Origin of the sequence: Loktanella sp. F6476L (assembly GCF_023015725.1) — a bacterium.
Classification (GTDB): domain Bacteria; phylum Pseudomonadota; class Alphaproteobacteria; order Rhodobacterales; family Rhodobacteraceae; genus Yoonia.
The window spans coordinates 178,195-192,785 of the sequence record NZ_JALKAR010000003.1 but is presented as its reverse complement, the minus strand read 5'-3'; the positions used below and the strand labels follow the sequence as shown (position 1 = coordinate 192,785).

16 protein-coding genes and 1 tRNA gene are annotated in these 14,591 nt (G+C 55.8%); 9 read left to right on the top strand and 8 right to left on the bottom strand.

Features of this window, described 5'->3' with window-relative positions; translation table 11 throughout:
- Positions 1 to 24: 24 nt before the first annotated feature.
- Positions 25 to 891, top strand: a complete 867-nt coding sequence (locus tag MWU61_RS08785) for a DMT family transporter (RefSeq protein ID WP_247127935.1) — start codon at positions 25 to 27, stop codon at positions 889 to 891.
- Positions 892 to 940: 49 nt separating this feature from the next.
- On the opposite strand, the gene aroC is transcribed toward MWU61_RS08785, so the two are convergent.
- The 3 genes from aroC to MWU61_RS08770 all read right to left on the bottom strand — a co-directional run bounded on the left by aroC (position 941) and on the right by MWU61_RS08770 (position 2,716).
- Positions 941 to 2,044 carry a chorismate synthase gene (aroC, locus tag MWU61_RS08780; RefSeq protein ID WP_247127934.1) on the bottom strand — a complete coding sequence of 368 codons (1,104 nt, stop codon included), beginning with the start codon at positions 2,042 to 2,044 and terminating at the stop codon, positions 941 to 943.
- 119 nt (positions 2,045 to 2,163) lie between these two features.
- Positions 2,164 to 2,451: an SH3 domain-containing protein gene (locus tag MWU61_RS08775; RefSeq protein ID WP_247127933.1), complete on the bottom strand. Its 288-nt coding sequence runs from the start codon at positions 2,449 to 2,451 to the stop codon at positions 2,164 to 2,166.
- Positions 2,452 to 2,640: 189 nt separating this feature from the next.
- Positions 2,641 to 2,716 (bottom strand) — tRNA-Lys (locus MWU61_RS08770).
- Positions 2,717 to 2,810: 94 nt separating this feature from the next.
- Here MWU61_RS08770 and dapF point away from each other — a divergent pair.
- Genes dapF through MWU61_RS08745 form a run of 5 tightly spaced genes read left to right on the top strand, consistent with a single transcriptional unit; the run spans position 2,811 to position 6,802 of the window.
- Positions 2,811 to 3,623 carry a diaminopimelate epimerase gene (gene dapF / locus MWU61_RS08765; protein ID WP_247127932.1) on the top strand — a complete coding sequence of 271 codons (813 nt, stop codon included), beginning with the start codon at positions 2,811 to 2,813 and terminating at the stop codon, positions 3,621 to 3,623.
- Entirely contained in the window at positions 3,604 to 4,872 is a 1,269-nt protein-coding gene (gene mtaB / locus MWU61_RS08760; RefSeq protein ID WP_247128130.1) for a tRNA (N(6)-L-threonylcarbamoyladenosine(37)-C(2))-methylthiotransferase MtaB, read from the top strand. Before dapF ends, mtaB begins: the two co-directional genes overlap by 20 nt.
- Positions 4,873 to 4,925: 53 nt before the next feature.
- A complete protein-coding gene (locus MWU61_RS08755; protein ID WP_247127931.1) occupies positions 4,926 to 5,561 on the top strand; it encodes a glutathione S-transferase in 636 nt (211 codons plus the stop codon).
- An 8-nt stretch (positions 5,562 to 5,569) separates the two neighbouring features.
- Positions 5,570 to 6,193 carry an FMN-binding negative transcriptional regulator gene (locus MWU61_RS08750; RefSeq protein ID WP_247127930.1) on the top strand — a complete coding sequence of 208 codons (624 nt, stop codon included), beginning with the start codon at positions 5,570 to 5,572 and terminating at the stop codon, positions 6,191 to 6,193.
- Positions 6,194 to 6,202: 9 nt separating this feature from the next.
- Positions 6,203 to 6,802: a glutathione S-transferase gene (locus tag MWU61_RS08745; RefSeq protein ID WP_247127929.1), complete on the top strand. Its 600-nt coding sequence runs from the start codon at positions 6,203 to 6,205 to the stop codon at positions 6,800 to 6,802.
- On the opposite strand, the gene MWU61_RS08740 is transcribed toward MWU61_RS08745, so the two are convergent.
- Both MWU61_RS08740 and MWU61_RS08735 read right to left on the bottom strand, forming a co-directional pair.
- Positions 6,799 to 7,449: an outer membrane beta-barrel protein gene (locus MWU61_RS08740; RefSeq protein WP_247127928.1), complete on the bottom strand. Its 651-nt coding sequence runs from the start codon at positions 7,447 to 7,449 to the stop codon at positions 6,799 to 6,801. The two genes, MWU61_RS08745 and MWU61_RS08740, sit on opposite strands and share 4 nt — an antisense overlap.
- 87 nt (positions 7,450 to 7,536) lie before the next feature.
- On the bottom strand, positions 7,537 to 8,187 hold the full coding sequence (locus MWU61_RS08735; protein ID WP_247127927.1) for an outer membrane beta-barrel protein: 651 nt from the start codon (positions 8,185 to 8,187) through the stop codon (positions 7,537 to 7,539).
- Positions 8,188 to 8,567: 380 nt separating this feature from the next.
- On the opposite strand from MWU61_RS08735, the gene petA reads away from it, so the two are divergent.
- Genes petA through MWU61_RS08720 form a run of 3 tightly spaced genes read left to right on the top strand, consistent with a single transcriptional unit; the run spans position 8,568 to position 11,347 of the window.
- Positions 8,568 to 9,125, top strand: a complete 558-nt coding sequence (petA, locus tag MWU61_RS08730) for a ubiquinol-cytochrome c reductase iron-sulfur subunit (protein ID WP_247127926.1) — start codon at positions 8,568 to 8,570, stop codon at positions 9,123 to 9,125.
- A 12-nt stretch (positions 9,126 to 9,137) separates the two neighbouring features.
- Positions 9,138 to 10,475 (top strand): cytochrome b, encoded by a 1,338-nt coding sequence (gene petB / locus MWU61_RS08725; protein WP_247127925.1) that lies wholly within the window; start codon positions 9,138 to 9,140, stop codon positions 10,473 to 10,475.
- Between the two features lie 11 nt (positions 10,476 to 10,486).
- A complete protein-coding gene (locus MWU61_RS08720) occupies positions 10,487 to 11,347 on the top strand; it encodes a cytochrome c1 (protein WP_281502013.1) in 861 nt (286 codons plus the stop codon).
- Positions 11,348 to 11,407: 60 nt separating this feature from the next.
- On the opposite strand, the gene MWU61_RS08715 is transcribed toward MWU61_RS08720, so the two are convergent.
- Genes MWU61_RS08715 through thiB form a run of 3 tightly spaced genes read right to left on the bottom strand, consistent with a single transcriptional unit; the run spans position 11,408 to position 14,572 of the window.
- Positions 11,408 to 12,097, bottom strand: a complete 690-nt coding sequence (locus tag MWU61_RS08715) for an ATP-binding cassette domain-containing protein (RefSeq protein WP_247127924.1) — start codon at positions 12,095 to 12,097, stop codon at positions 11,408 to 11,410.
- Positions 12,084 to 13,610: a thiamine/thiamine pyrophosphate ABC transporter permease ThiP gene (locus MWU61_RS08710; RefSeq protein ID WP_247127923.1), complete on the bottom strand. Its 1,527-nt coding sequence runs from the start codon at positions 13,608 to 13,610 to the stop codon at positions 12,084 to 12,086. Before MWU61_RS08710 ends, MWU61_RS08715 begins: the two co-directional genes overlap by 14 nt.
- Positions 13,586 to 14,572 (bottom strand): thiamine ABC transporter substrate binding subunit, encoded by a 987-nt coding sequence (gene thiB / locus MWU61_RS08705; protein WP_247127922.1) that lies wholly within the window; start codon positions 14,570 to 14,572, stop codon positions 13,586 to 13,588. Before thiB ends, MWU61_RS08710 begins: the two co-directional genes overlap by 25 nt.
- Positions 14,573 to 14,591 lie beyond the last annotated feature (19 nt).

Below are 14,591 nucleotides of genomic sequence, written 5' to 3'. Positions count from 1 at the left end.
GCCCTTTTTCGTTTGTGAGGTAAGATGGACATACGCGCAATTCTGATGGGCCTTGCTTTCGCGGCGATGTGGTCGTCCGCGTTTACGTCTGCTCGCGTGATCGTGGAATACGCGCCGCCGTTGACTGCGCTTGCCTTTCGGTTCCTTGTGTCCGGCACGCTCGGGGTACTTATCGCCGCCGCACTTGGCCAGAACATGCGTTTATCGCGCCAACAATGGGTTGGCGTCGTCGTTTTCGGTGTTTGCCAGAACGCGTTGTACCTTGGACTGAACTTCGTGGCGATGCAAACGATCGCCGCGTCGCTGGCTGCTATCATCGCGTCAACCATGCCGCTGCTTGTAGCCTTGGTCGGCTGGCTGTTCTTAGGGCAGAAAATCAAAGCGCTGGGTATTGCCGGCCTTATCGCCGGTGTAATCGGTGTCGTCGTCATCATGGGCGCACGGATCACAGGTGGCGTTGACCTTTACGGCCTCGTCCTGTGCTTGATCGGGGTCGTGTCCCTGACAATCGCGACGCTTGCTGTGCTTGGGGCTGCTTCAGGCGGCAATGTGCTGATGATTGTTGGCCTGCAAATGCTTGTGGGCAGTGCTATGCTTTGGGCCCCCGCATTCGCGTTTGAAACCTTCGACGTGACGTGGAATTGGCAACTGATCGTGGCCTTCATCTACACAACTATCGTGCCCGGGCTATTGGCAACGTGGGTTTGGTTCGTGCTTGTCGGGCGTATCGGCGCTGTCAAAGCGTCAACGTTCCACTTCCTCAACCCGTTCTTGGGCGTTGCAATTGCGGCGGCCCTGCTCGGCGAAACCATTGGTCTGCTCGACGTTTTGGGAGTTGTGATCATAGCAGGAGGTATCCTAGCCGTACAATTGAGCAAACAACCGGCCTAATTCTTCTTTTGGTCAAAAATATCCCGGGGGTTTGGGGGCTGGCCCCCAATTAACCGATCTGGCCACGCACGCCGCCTGTTTGACCGCGATCCAACAGCAAGTGATCCAAAATCACACAAGCCATCATGGCTTCACCCACAGGCACCGCACGAATACCAACGCATGGGTCGTGCCGCCCCTTGGTGATCACCTCTGTTGGTGTGCCATCCATCCGGATTGATTTCCGCGGGCTCAGGATCGACGACGTTGGCTTTACGGCGAACCGAACCACGATATCCTGGCCGGTGCTGATTCCACCCAAAATGCCGCCAGCGTGGTTTGACGAATACTCTGGACCGCCTTGGCCCATAAAAATCTCATCAGCGTTGTCGCGCCCTGTGAGCGCTGCTGCGGCCATGCCCTCGCCAATTTCCACGCCTTTCACAGCGTTGATAGACATCATCGCAGCCGCGAGATCGGTATCGAGCTTACCATAGATCGGTGCGCCAATCCCTGCAGGAACGCCGCGCGCGACGACTTCGATAATCGCACCGACGGAATTGTGATCGTCTTTGCGCAGCCATGCCAGGTAGTCGTTCCATTCCGATGCTGCATCGGCGTCTGGGCAAAAGAAATCATTCTTGTCGATCTGGCTCCAGTCCAGTTTGGACCGATCAATCTGTTTGGCGCCCATCTGGGTCATGTAACCGCGAATTTCGACATTGGGGGCGATCACTTTGATCGCCTCACGCGCGACACCACCAGCCGCAACCCGCGACGCGGTTTCACGCGCCGACGACCGTCCACCGCCCCGATAATCCCGCACACCGTATTTCTGGTGGTACGTGATATCCGCGTGGCCGGGGCGGAATGTATTGGCGATATCGCCGTAGTCTTTGGACCGCTGATCTGTGTTTTCGATCATCAACTGGATCGGGGTGCCCGTCGTGACTCCATCAAACACGCCGGACAGGATTTTGACTTCGTCCGCTTCTTGGCGCTGGGTGGTGTTCTTGTTCAAACCGGGGCGGCGTTTATCCATCCATTGCTGGATCATCGGTGCCTCCAGTTTCACGCCGGGAGGGCAGCCATCAACTGTCGCGCCCAACGCAGGCCCATGGCTTTCGCCCCATGTGGTGAACCGGAAAAGATGGCCAAAGCTGTTGATCGACATGAATGTCCCCTTCGTTTGGTCCCGAATAGGGCAATCGGCAGGTGCAGGAAAGGGGCACAAATGTATGGGCTGTTGGGTTTTCCCGCTGGTGTGGCGTAAATTGATCCGCCGTAGCGGCTTTATCGCCCGTCTAAATAGTCCGCGGACACATATCCGGAAACGCGCGGAGCATCGGCAAGCGCCACTTCGCACCACAATTGACCCACTTCGGTAACACAGTCGCGGCGCACAAGATCGGTCCCATCCGGCAACCCCAATACCACAGCAAACCCAAGCCCCGGTCCCGACCGCAGCTTCAGCAGATCGTCTGTACCGACACCAACGACGGTTGTTCGATCACGCCCTAAACCACCGCACGCGGACAAAAGGGTGGCAGCAAGAAAAACAAGGATAAGCGATGGACGCATGATGTAGCCTAAGGATTGGTTTTCAATTTCGTGCGCGGGACTTGCACTGCTTTGATTTGTAAAAGCAATGACAGCCAAAAGCGATGACAGTTTCGATGATACGGCCGAATCATACCAAGTGTCGCAATCATACGACCCACAATCCCAGCAACGTATCAGCCTTTGGTAGATAAAGGTAAGGAGGGAAAGTGGTGAGCCGTGATGGGTTCGAACCATCGACCTACTGATTAAAAGTCAGTTGCTCTACCAACTGAGCTAACGGCCCACTGGGGGCGCTTCTAGGAATACCGGTCGACAGCGTCAACCCTAAATTTGCGCGCATCTGGATAAGATCACAAACCTTGTCTATATGCGCCTGTATGAGCCAGAAAAATGTGACCAGAATCCCGTTTATGAAGATGCATGGACTGGGAAATGACTTTGTTGTCATTGATGAGCGGGAAATCACCCCGCGCGTTGATGCTGCATTGGCGATTGCTATCGCGGACCGCCATCGGGGGGTGGGCTATGACCAGCTCGCTGTTCTCAGTGATTCGCCTGGTGCAGACGTTCATTTGACGTTTTGGAATGCCGACGGATCACAAGCTGGCGCATGCGGGAACGCAACCCGTTGTATTGCCAGACACATGATGGACAATTCCGGGGCCGATTCCGTGACCTTAACCACCGAACGCGGCGCGCTTCAGGCTGTCGATGTGGATGGTATGGCGTCCGTGAATATGGGGCACCCGCAACTGAACTGGGATGAGGTGCCGCTGGCGCATGAGATGGACACGCTATCTTTGCCGATTGATGGTGCGCCAACGGCCACCGGAATGGGCAACCCACACTGTACCTTCTTTGTGGATGACGCTGATTCTGTTGATCTGGAGGCGCGTGGTGCCGAGATAGAACATCATCCGCTTTATCCGCAGCGCACAAACGTTCAGTTCGCCAGTCTGATTGGCCCTGATCATATCCGCATGCGTGTGTGGGAACGTGGCGTTGGCGTGACACTTGCGTCTGGGTCGTCATCCTGTGCGACTGCTGTGGCTGCCGCCCGCCGTGGTTTAACAGGGCGTAAGGTCCAGATTGATCTGGATGGTGGTACGTTGCAGATTGACTGGCGGGATGATGGCGTTTGGATGACGGGCCCGACGGCCCATGTGTTTGATGGTGTCTGGCATGGCTAAAGCTCCAATTTTTTCGAATCATGGGTGTCGTTTGAACGCCTATGAAACCGAGGCGATGAAAGATCTGGCGACCCAAGCGGGCGTGTCTGACGCGATTATCGTCAATACTTGTGCGGTGACGGCAGAGGCGGTGCGCAAGGCCAAGCAAGACATTCGTAAGCAGCGCCGCGCCAATCCGGATGCAAAGATCATCGTGACCGGATGTGCAGCGCAGACTGAACCCAAGACGTTTTCGGATATGGGTGAGGTCGACGTCGTCCTCGGCAATACCGAAAAGATGAACCCTGATACGTGGGTCCAGATGGCCCCTGACTTGATCGGGGCGACCGAACCTGTACAGGTCGACGACATCATGTCCGTGACCGAAACCGCAGGTCACCTGATCGACGGCTTCGGCACGCGCAGCCGCGCCTACGTGCAGGTTCAAAACGGGTGCGACCACCGCTGCACATTCTGTATCATTCCCTACGGTCGTGGTAATTCGCGATCTGTGCCAGCAGGCGTTGTGGTCGATCAGATCAAACGGCTCGTGCAAAAGGGTTATAACGAAGTCGTGCTGACCGGCGTTGACCTTACGTCGTGGGGGGCTGACCTGCCGTCAGAGCCTAAGCTTGGCGATCTGGTCATGCGAATCCTCAAATTAGTGCCTGACCTGCCACGCTTACGGATCAGTTCCATCGATAGCATCGAGGTGGACGAAAACCTCATGCAGGCCATTGCGACCGAACCGCGTCTGATGCCGCACCTTCATCTGTCGCTTCAGCATGGCGACGACATGATCTTGAAACGGATGAAACGGCGGCACCTGCGTGACGATGCAATCGCATTCACCGAACAGGCCAGCAAACTGCGCCCTGATATGACCTACGGGGCGGATATCATTGCAGGTTTCCCGACCGAAACCGACGCGATGTTCGCCAATTCACTGGCATTGGTGAAGGACTGCAATCTGACTTGGCTGCACGTCTTTCCCTATTCTGCACGTGAAGGCACGCCTGCTGCGCGTATGCCGGCGGTAAACGGTAAACTGATCAAAGCCCGCGCCGCCCAGCTTCGCGCAGCAGGTGATGCCCAAGTGCAGAATCATCTGAAGGCCCAAATCGGTCAAACCCATCACATTCTGATGGAAAATCCCCGCATGGGTCGGACCCAGCAGTTTGCCGAAGTTACCTTCGGCACCGACCAACCTGAATCCCAGATCGTGACCACCGCAATCACCGGTGCCACAGCCACGCAGCTGACGGCATAAACGCCACAACCCGCTTCTTTGACGTACTCTATATCCCCGCCGGAGGCTCCCGCATGACGCCCCAAACACCGATCCTTTGGTCTTTTCGCCGTTGCCCCTACGCAATGCGGGTACGTCTTACGGTTCTTTACACTGGTGTGACGGTCGATCTCCGCGACATTCTTCTCAAGGAAAAACCGGTCGAAATGACAACGGTCAGCCCAAAAGCGACTGTACCTGTCTTGAACGATAACGGGACAATCGTTGAAGAATCGCGCGACGTGATGATGTGGGCCTTGAGCAAGAATGATCCGGAAGGCTGGCTTGATATGCCTGCCGAAGGGCACGCGATGATTGATACCAATGACGGTCCTTTCAAAAAGGCGCTTGATCACACGAAATACGCGGTGCGTTTCCCTGAACGTGATGCGTCTGCTGATCGTGCGGCCGCCGCAGATGTGTTAATGGGTCTAAACGACCGGCTTACACATCAAACCAATCTCTTTGGCGATATGGTCAAAATGGCTGATACGGCGATCCTCCCCTTTGTGCGTCAGTTCGCGAATACGGATCGCGATTGGTTCAATGCCCAAGACTGGCCGCATCTGATCCGTTGGTTGACAGCGTTTGAAACCTCGGACAGCTTCGCCACCATTATGGTCAAGCGACCCATCTGGGTGCCGGGGGCTGAACCTACTTATTTTCCATAAGGCAGACCATGCATCCCAACCCGTCCTTCCGCAAACCTGACGATGTCCAAAACATCACCTTTGCGCGGGAACGTGGATTTGGCGTATTGGCGGTGAACCATGACGATGGGCCGCTGGTGTCGCATATTCCCTTTGCGCTGACTCCGGATGGGGTGACCGCCGATCTGCATCTTGTCAGGTCAAACCCGATCTTACGCCAGCTCGACAAACCCCAAAACGCCGTCATTGCCGTGACAGCGGCTGACGGATACGTGTCGCCCGATTGGTATGAGATTCCCGATCAAGTTCCGACGTGGAACTATGTTGCCGTCCACCTGCGTGGCACGCTCGAACGGCTCCCGCAGGATGCAATGCGCGAAATGTTGGATCGGCAGTCGGCGCATTTCGAAGATCAACTTGTGCCAAAACCGCCTTGGTTGACGACAAAGATGACGCCGGACGTGCTGGACAAGATGATGCGTCAGATTGTGCCGTGCCGACTGCATGTTAGTGCGATCAACGGCACATGGAAGCTGAGCCAGAACAAGCCTGATGATGTTCGCCTGCGCGCGGCTGACAAGATCGAAACATCAACGACAGGTATCGACACCCAAACCCTTGCGCATCTGATGCGTTATCCACCGCAAACTTAAGGAAGCCACATGAAACTGATTATGTCCCCGACGTCGCCCTATGTGCGCAAAGTACGTGTGTTGATCCGTGAAATGGGGTTGGAAGATGTCGTTCCGGAACAAGCCGTCGCCACGACGGCGTTTAACTCTGATGCGACTGTGATCGCGGCGAACCCGCTCGGGAAAATCCCTGCATTGGTCCGTGATGATGCCCCAACGTTGTTCGACAGTCGCGTTATCACGCGGTTCCTCAACGATACCAACAACGGCAGCATGTATCCTGCTGCACGGATTTGGGACACGTTGACTTTAGAAGCCACCGCAGACGGTATCATGGATACGACCGTTTCAATGGCCTACGAGGTACGTTTGCGTCCCGAAGCGGAACAATCCGCCGATTGGGTCGAAGCGCAATGGCAAAAGGCCAGCCGCGCAATCGCGTCGATCAATGACCGCTGGATGAGCCATTTGTCAGGGCCGCTAGATATGTCCCATATCGCGGTCGCTTGTGCGTTGTCTTATGTGGATTTACGGCACGATGTGCGGAACTGGCGTGACGGTAAGGGCGACTTGGCCGCTTGGCATGCCGCATTTGTGGAACGCCCGTCGATGCAGGCGACAGCGACTTAAAAGCTAAAGCTGACGCCGACGTTTAATGCGTTGGTAAAGATGTCGGACGTCAGCGATCCGCCGCCGTCCAATTCCACGTCGTTGGACGTGAACGTTCCTTTGTATTCGCCAAAGACCGACCATTCGTCGTTCACGGGATAGGTCACCCCTGCAAGCCACGTCGCGGCCACGCCGGTGATTTGGTATTCAAAGGTGTCGGACCCTTGGTAGCGGACTTCGACCCCAGGAGCTGAAATGCCGAGACCCGCGCCAACATAAGGCGTGGCGTCCCCGACGGCGTTTTGCCAGCGGCGGTACCCGTTGATCGTCCAAGTGTTCAGCCCGTCAGTGAATTCGAGCGCGGAAAAGCCCGCGGGCAATTCGCCGTTCGGTGGTCTGACCTTGTTATGGGCATAGTCCAGACCATAACCGTATTCTGGCGTGCGCCAGTTTGTGATGCGAAAACCTGCGTAGATCGGCCAGTTGAACGACTGTCCTTCCCACTTTTGTTCAAAGCTAAGGTCAGGAATCGTGCTGTCACCAGTAACGTTGATGTCGGATGGCGGCCCAGACTGGTTTCCCAGATAAAGGCTGACTTCGACTTCAGAAAGCGCCGCTGATGGCACTACAAAACAGAAAAGAATGGTCGAAATTGACCGGTACAGCATAGAAACGAATCCCTTTGGCAGTCGTCGTACCGAAAAGGTTACGCAGCTTCCCCTGATCGCGCAAATCAAACTCGCGCGAGATGCTAATTAAAAGTTGAAGCTCACCCCAACGTTGAGCGCGTTCGTAAAGATGTCGCTGGACACTGTTCCGCCAGTATCCAAGTCACCTTCGTTGACCGTGTAAGTGCCTTTGTATTCGCCAAAAATCGACCATTTGTCGTTAATTGGCATGCTGGCACCAGCGATCAGAGTGGCGGCAGGACCGGTCACCTGATAGCCAAGGGTCCGGCTGTCAGCGGTCAGAACCTCTACATGTGGGATAGACAGCCCGACACCGCCCCCGACATATGGTGTGATCTCGCCCAATGCGTCTTGCCAGCGGTAATACGCATTTGCCGTCAATGTGTTCAGACCATCGGTAAATTCTAACCGATCATACCCTGCCGGCAATTCGCCGTCCTGCGGGTACACTTTGTTATGTGCGAAATCGACGCCGTAACCAAACGATGCGCTCTGCCATTTTGTGACACGAATGCCATAGTAGACGGGTGCATCAAATGACCGACCTTCCCAATCGATGCCGAAAGTCGCGTCGGGAATCACATCGTCGCCTGCAATCGTTACATCAGACGAAGGCGCGTTTTGGATGCCGCCGTAAAAGCTAAGTTCAACCTCAGCAGCAGCAGTGTTTGCAGCGAAAAGCGGGATCAACAATGAAATAAGGCGGATGGCGGTCATGGCGGTGGTCCAGCGTTGCAGGTTCCATTCCGCTATAGACCCCTGTTTTGCCCTGCTCAACCATCCAAAACGCCACATCTGTTCACCTCTTCGCTAGTTTCCGCCGAGAATCGAATCAGCAATTACGCTTTCTTGCCCACGATTGCGCAGGTCTGGGGGAATCGCGCTGATAAGACGCAGGATATAGTCCCAGAATAAAGTATGGCAGGTTTAACGGGTTAGCGACGCGTAACACTTAGACATCAGATAACAGGCTGCGCCCGAATGTCCGCTGGACTGGCAGGGAATTGCCGTCTAAACACCGCCGCAATGGGCGGCCCTTTATGGAACGACCTCTATTCGTGCGGAATGTCCGCAACATTAAAACGGAGATGCACCCCGTGTCACATGCAGACGAACACCAGGGCACACGCCGCGACTTTATCTACTACGCCACCGCTGGTGCGGGCGCAGTGGTTACAGGCGCTGCTGTCTGGCCGCTGGTCAATCAGATGAACCCCTCTGCCGATGTTTTGGCCTTGGCCTCTATCCGCGTTGATATCAGCGCGATTGATCCCGGCACACAGATCACTGTGCTGTGGCAGGGTAAGCCGGTTTTCATCCGGAACCGCACAGAAGAAGAAATCGCAGAGGCCCGTGAGGTCAGCGTTGACGATCTGCCTGATGCAGAAGCGAACAACGACAACCTTGGCGAAGTGCCTGCGACCGACGAAAACCGGTCCTTGGACGAAGCTGGTCAATGGCTGGTGCAAATGGGTGTTTGTACGCACCTTGGCTGCGTGCCGCTTGGCGATGCTGGTGATTTTGGCGGTTGGTTCTGCCCGTGCCACGGTTCTCACTACGATACGGCTGGCCGTATCCGTAAGGGTCCAGCACCGCGCAACCTGCCTGTTCCCGTCGCGTCGTTCATCGACGAAACAACAATTCAACTCGGTTAAGGAGAGATACCCATGGGCGGCATTCCCCACGACCATTACGAACCAAAGACGGAATTCGAAAAGGGCCTTGATAAGCGCTTGCCAATTGTAGGCTTGCTGCACGGCACTTTGATGATCCCGACTCCGAAAAACCTGAACTGGATGTGGATTTGGGGCATTGTCCTGACATTCACATTGGCGCTGCAGATCATCACCGGCATCGTGCTGGTTATGCACTACACGCCACACGTTGATATGGCGTTTGCGTCTATCGAACACATTATGCGTGACGTGAACGGCGGCCATATGATCCGTTACTTCCACATGAACGGGGCATCCTTGTTCTTTGTGGCTGTTTACGCCCACATTTTCCGCGGTCTTTACTACGGGTCTTACAAGGCACCACGTGAAGTCACATGGATCATCGGTATGCTCATCTATCTTCTGATGATGGGGACCGCGTTCATGGGCTACGTTCTGCCATGGGGCCAGATGTCGTTCCACGGTACCGCCGTTATCACAGGCCTGTTTGGGGCGATCCCGTTCATCGGTGAAAGCATCCAGACATGGTTGTTGGGTGCTGGCGCCGTTGGCCAACCTGCGCTGAACCGCTTCTTCTCACTGCACTATTTGATGCCGTTCATCATTGCCGGTCTCGTGATCCTGCACATCTGGGCGTTCCACACGACAGGCAACAACAACCCAACTGGTGTTGAGGTACGTCGGACATCAAAAGAAGACGCACAAAAAGACACGCTGCCATTTTGGCCATACTTCGTGATCAAAGACCTGTTCGCACTCGCTGTGATCTTGGTCGTGTTCATGGCGGTTGTTGGCTTCATGCCGAACTACTTGGGCCACCCTGACAACTACATCCCTGCGAACCCGCTTGCGACACCTGCACACATCGTTCCAGAATGGTACTTCTTGCCATTCTACGCGATCCTGCGGGCCTTCACTGCAGACGTTTGGGTTGTTCAGATTGTTCAGTTCCTGAGCTTTGGCATCATTGATGCGAAATTCTTCGGTGTTCTCGCGATGTTTGGTGCGATTGCAGTCATGGCGTTGGCGCCTTGGTTGGACACATCTTCTGTTCGCTCCGGTCGTTACCGTCCAATGTTCAAATGGTGGTTCGCGCTGCTGGTTGCCGACTTCATATTGTTGATGTGGGTTGGTGCCCGTCCGGCTGAATTCCCGTATGACTGGATTTCTTTGATCGCCTCTACTTACTGGTTTGCCTACTTCCTCGTTATCCTGCCATTGCTCGGCGTGATCGAGAAGCCAGACACACCACCGGCGACTATCGAAGAAGACTTCAACGCGCACTACCCGGCCAAAGGCACTGATGGTGCCACACAGCCGGCAGAGTGAGGAAAGATACAATGACTATGTTCCGTAAACTCACCCTTTCAGCCGTTGCTGCCGTGTCCCTTCTGGGGACACAAGCGGCGGCTGCCGGATCCGAAGTGCACATTCATGACGTTGATTTTTCATTCGATGGCATGTTCGGGTCTTTCGACCAGATGCAACTTCAGCGTGGTCTGCAGATCTACACAGAGATTTGTTCGTCATGCCACGGTCTTGAACATGTAGCGATCCGCACACTTGGCGACGAAGGCGGTCCTGCACTGCCCGAGGATCAGGTTTTTGCCTACGCTGAATTCTACGAGGTCTTTGACCCTGCATTGTTCGACGGCGAAGGCGATTTCCGCACAGCCACACCAGCTGACAAATTCCCAGCTGTGACATCAGCAAACGCGCCCGACCTGTCCTTGATGGCAAAAGCGCGCGCTGGTTTCCACGGTCCATATGGCACCGGCCTTGCCCAGTTGTGGTACGGCATGGGTGGCGCTGAATACATCACAGCGCTGCTGTCCGGCTACGAAGAAGAACCAGAATGTGCGGCTGATGCGAACATGGATGGTTACTACAACACGGCGTTCGCGTCTGGTGGTTTCCCTGCAAGCTGCATCGATGAAAAAGGCAAGCACATGGTGCCTGGATCATGGATCGGCATGGCACAGCCAATCTACGGCGGCGACATCGACTTTGCTGACGGCCATTCCAACGACATCCACCACATGTCCGAAGACGTCGCAGCGTTTCTGATGTGGACAGCTGAACCAAAGATGATGGCGCGTAAGCAGGCTGGTCTGACCGGTGTGATCTTCCTCGCGATCCTGTCTGTACTGCTTTACCTCACAAACAAGCGTTTGTGGGCGCCGCACAAGCACAAAGACTGATATCGTCTTGAACCAATTTGAAAGGCCCGCCAGTTTGGCGGGCCCTTTGCGTTTCGGGTGCTAGCCCAGATAGGCTTTTAATGCCGCTGGTGGATCGTCGAAAATCTGTTGCCCGTCGACGGGTGGGTGCGCGGTGCCCTCAGCGACCAGCAGCACACGATCAGCGATACGTCGCGCATCGTCTGGATCATGCGTCACCATTACAATGGATTTGCCTGCCGCTGCCAAGGTCGATGTGACCAATTCCAGCATTTCGTCTTTGAGTGCAGGGCCCAAGGCCGCGAACGGTTCGTCCAGCAAAACCAAAGGTCGATCCGAAACGAGCACACGGGCCAATGCCGCGCGGCTTTGCTGGCCGCCGGACAGCGCGTTCGGTTTGCGCGATCCTAAATCGGTCAAGCCAACTTGCGTCAGAGTCTTCGCGACCGTCTCTTTTTGGGCGGTTGAAAGCTTTAGGTCGGGCCTAATCCCCAGACTGACGTTCTGTTCAATCGTTAGATGCGGAAATAGATTGTTGTCCTGAAACAACATGCTGGCGGGGCGTTCACCGGGCGGTTGCTTAGACAATGATTTATCGTTCCACAGGATGTCGCCTGCGGTCGGTGCGATGAATCCGGCAATCGCTGCCAAAAGCGTAGATTTGCCGCCACCGGACGGACCAATGATCGCGGTAATCCCCGTTGGGATCGTAAGGTGCGCAGCCAGATGGAACGTGCCCTGTGTCAGAGTTACTTGATCAAACGTCAGCATCAATGCGTCCTCCACGATCACAAATCCAAAACAGCAACAGGCTGAGCGCAACCAAGAGCAGCCCGGCACCCGCTGCCGCGTCCATCTGATACGCGCCCATCAGCCGGTACATCGCAAGCGGTAAGGTCGCGCCGTTTTCATCCGCGAATAAGGCGATCACTCCCAAATCTCCCATGGACAGCGCTGCCGCGAGGCCAAGCGCAAAGCCCAGTGGCCTGCGTATGCGGGGTAGCATGATCAGGCGCAGCCGTGTCCAGCCAGTGACATTCAGCTGGTCCATCAACCGGCCATAGTCGGCGACAACGCCATCAACGGCAGGCGCAATGGACCGCAGCGCAAATGGTAATGCCAGCGTCGCGTTGACCAATGCTGTGACAGGCAAGGCAAGATCGGATGGCCGCCAGAAGGGAAAGACAATTAGGAACAACCCTGTGCCCACGACCAGACCTGATGCGGAAAGAGGCAAAACGCCAATGATCGACACGATGCGCCCGCCTTGCAAGGCAAGCGCCAAGGCCATCGTGATGCAAAAAATTGCAGATACGAGGGCGACAAACACCGATCGGGTGGCGGCTTGGATAATGCTGAATGGTAATTCGGACAGGCTCATGATTCCGTTGATCACGACCATCGACAGGGGCACGATCAGAAATGCGGCGGCAAGGCCGATCCAAGCAAAATCGATGGACCGCGACCCATCCCAACGCTGCACCACACGGTCCAGACCCGCGCCGAAACCATCCACGGCCGTGACCTGCCAAGCAACGATGGCGGCGATAGTGCAGATGCCAAACTGGATACAGGCCAGCAAAGCGGCACGCCCAAGGTCGAAATCGAACCGGACAGCTTGATATATGGCGAGTTCCACTGTCGTTGCCTTCGGCCCACCGCCAAGGGTCAACGCGACCGCGAAACTGGTCAGGCAAATCAGGAAAATGACAAGAAACGTTCCGGGCAAAACGCTGCGCAACATCGGCCATTCCAACAGGCGACCGACAGGTGCGTTTAGCGTCGCCGCAAGCCGGAAACGTTCAGACGGGATCGCGAGCCAGCCTTGCAGAATGAACCGCGTCGCGAGTGGCAGGTTAAAGAAAACATGCGCCAGAACCACGCCATGAAAACCGTAGATCGTAAAGGTGGGTAGGCCCAACGCCTCTAACCCTGCATTCAAAATACCGTTGCGTCCGAAAACTGCGAGCAATCCAAGAACGGCCACGATGACGGGAAGAATAAACGGGGCACCAAGCAGGGTGATCAACGCGCCACGCCCGCGAAACGATTGTCGTGCTAAGGCGCGCGCGACGGGGATCGCGATGATAATGCTGACCAATGCAGATACAAATGCCTGCGATACCGTAAATTTGATCGCGGCCCAATCTGCGGCAGAAAGGCCAGTGCCCACTTCGGCCCGCATCGCAACTGCGATCAACGTGCCAAGCGTCAGCACCAGCACCAACATCCCCGCCATGACGGCGGGGATGCGCGTGATTATTGGGACAGCGCTGCGCGCCATTCGGCCAATGCCTCTTCACGGACCGCAAGCGCATCTTCCGGTGTTTTCAGCAAAGATGTGGCTGGCGCGATCAATGTGTCGAAACCGTCTGGCAGACCATCCGCAGGTGTGGCGGCTGGGTACATCCAGTTGGTTGTCGGGATGATTGATTGGAACTCGTCTGACACCATGAATTCCAAGAACTGGTCAGCCAATTCAGGCACATCGGTGCCGGCCACTTTGCCAGCGACTTCGACCTGCATGTAATGGCCGTCACTGAATTCCCATGCGACCTTGCTATCGTCTTCTTCGGCGATCAGGTGGTAGGCCGGTGATGTGGTGTAGGACAACACGGCATCCGCTTCGCCATCAAGGAACAGACCGTAGGCTTCGGACCAACCGGGTGTCACGGTGACAATGTTGTCAGCGATTGCGTCCCAGAATTGTGGGGCTTCGTCGCCATAGACTTCTTTCGCCCACATCAGCAGACCAAGGCCCGGTGTGGATGACCGTGGGTCCTGGATCACGACCTTGATGTCGCTCTCGGCCAATTCGCGCAGTGACGTAGGTGCGTCCGCGTCGGCGTTGCCCACAAACGCGAAATAGCCCCAGTCGAAAGGCATGAATTCCGTGTCGGTCCAGCCCAATGGCAGCGTCAGGTCAGCCGTGATGCCGTGCGGTGCAAAAAGACCTGTTTCACGGGCTGCGGCTGTCAGGTTTGTATCCAGTCCGAGCACGATATCGGCTTCGGTCCGTGGTCCTTCCAGCTGCAAACGTGCCAGCAATGCAGCGCCGTCACCAGCCCCGACAAATTCCAGATCACATGCGCAGATTTCTTCAAACGCCGCTTCCACCGCAGGGCCGGGGCCCCATTCGCTGGTGAAGCTGTCGTAGGTGAGAACAGACAATTTCGGGGTCTCTGCCGTGGCTGCAGTCGCCAAGCAAAGTCCCGCAACAGCTGTCAGATAAGTGGTTTTGAACATCGTATCCTCCAAATGCGAC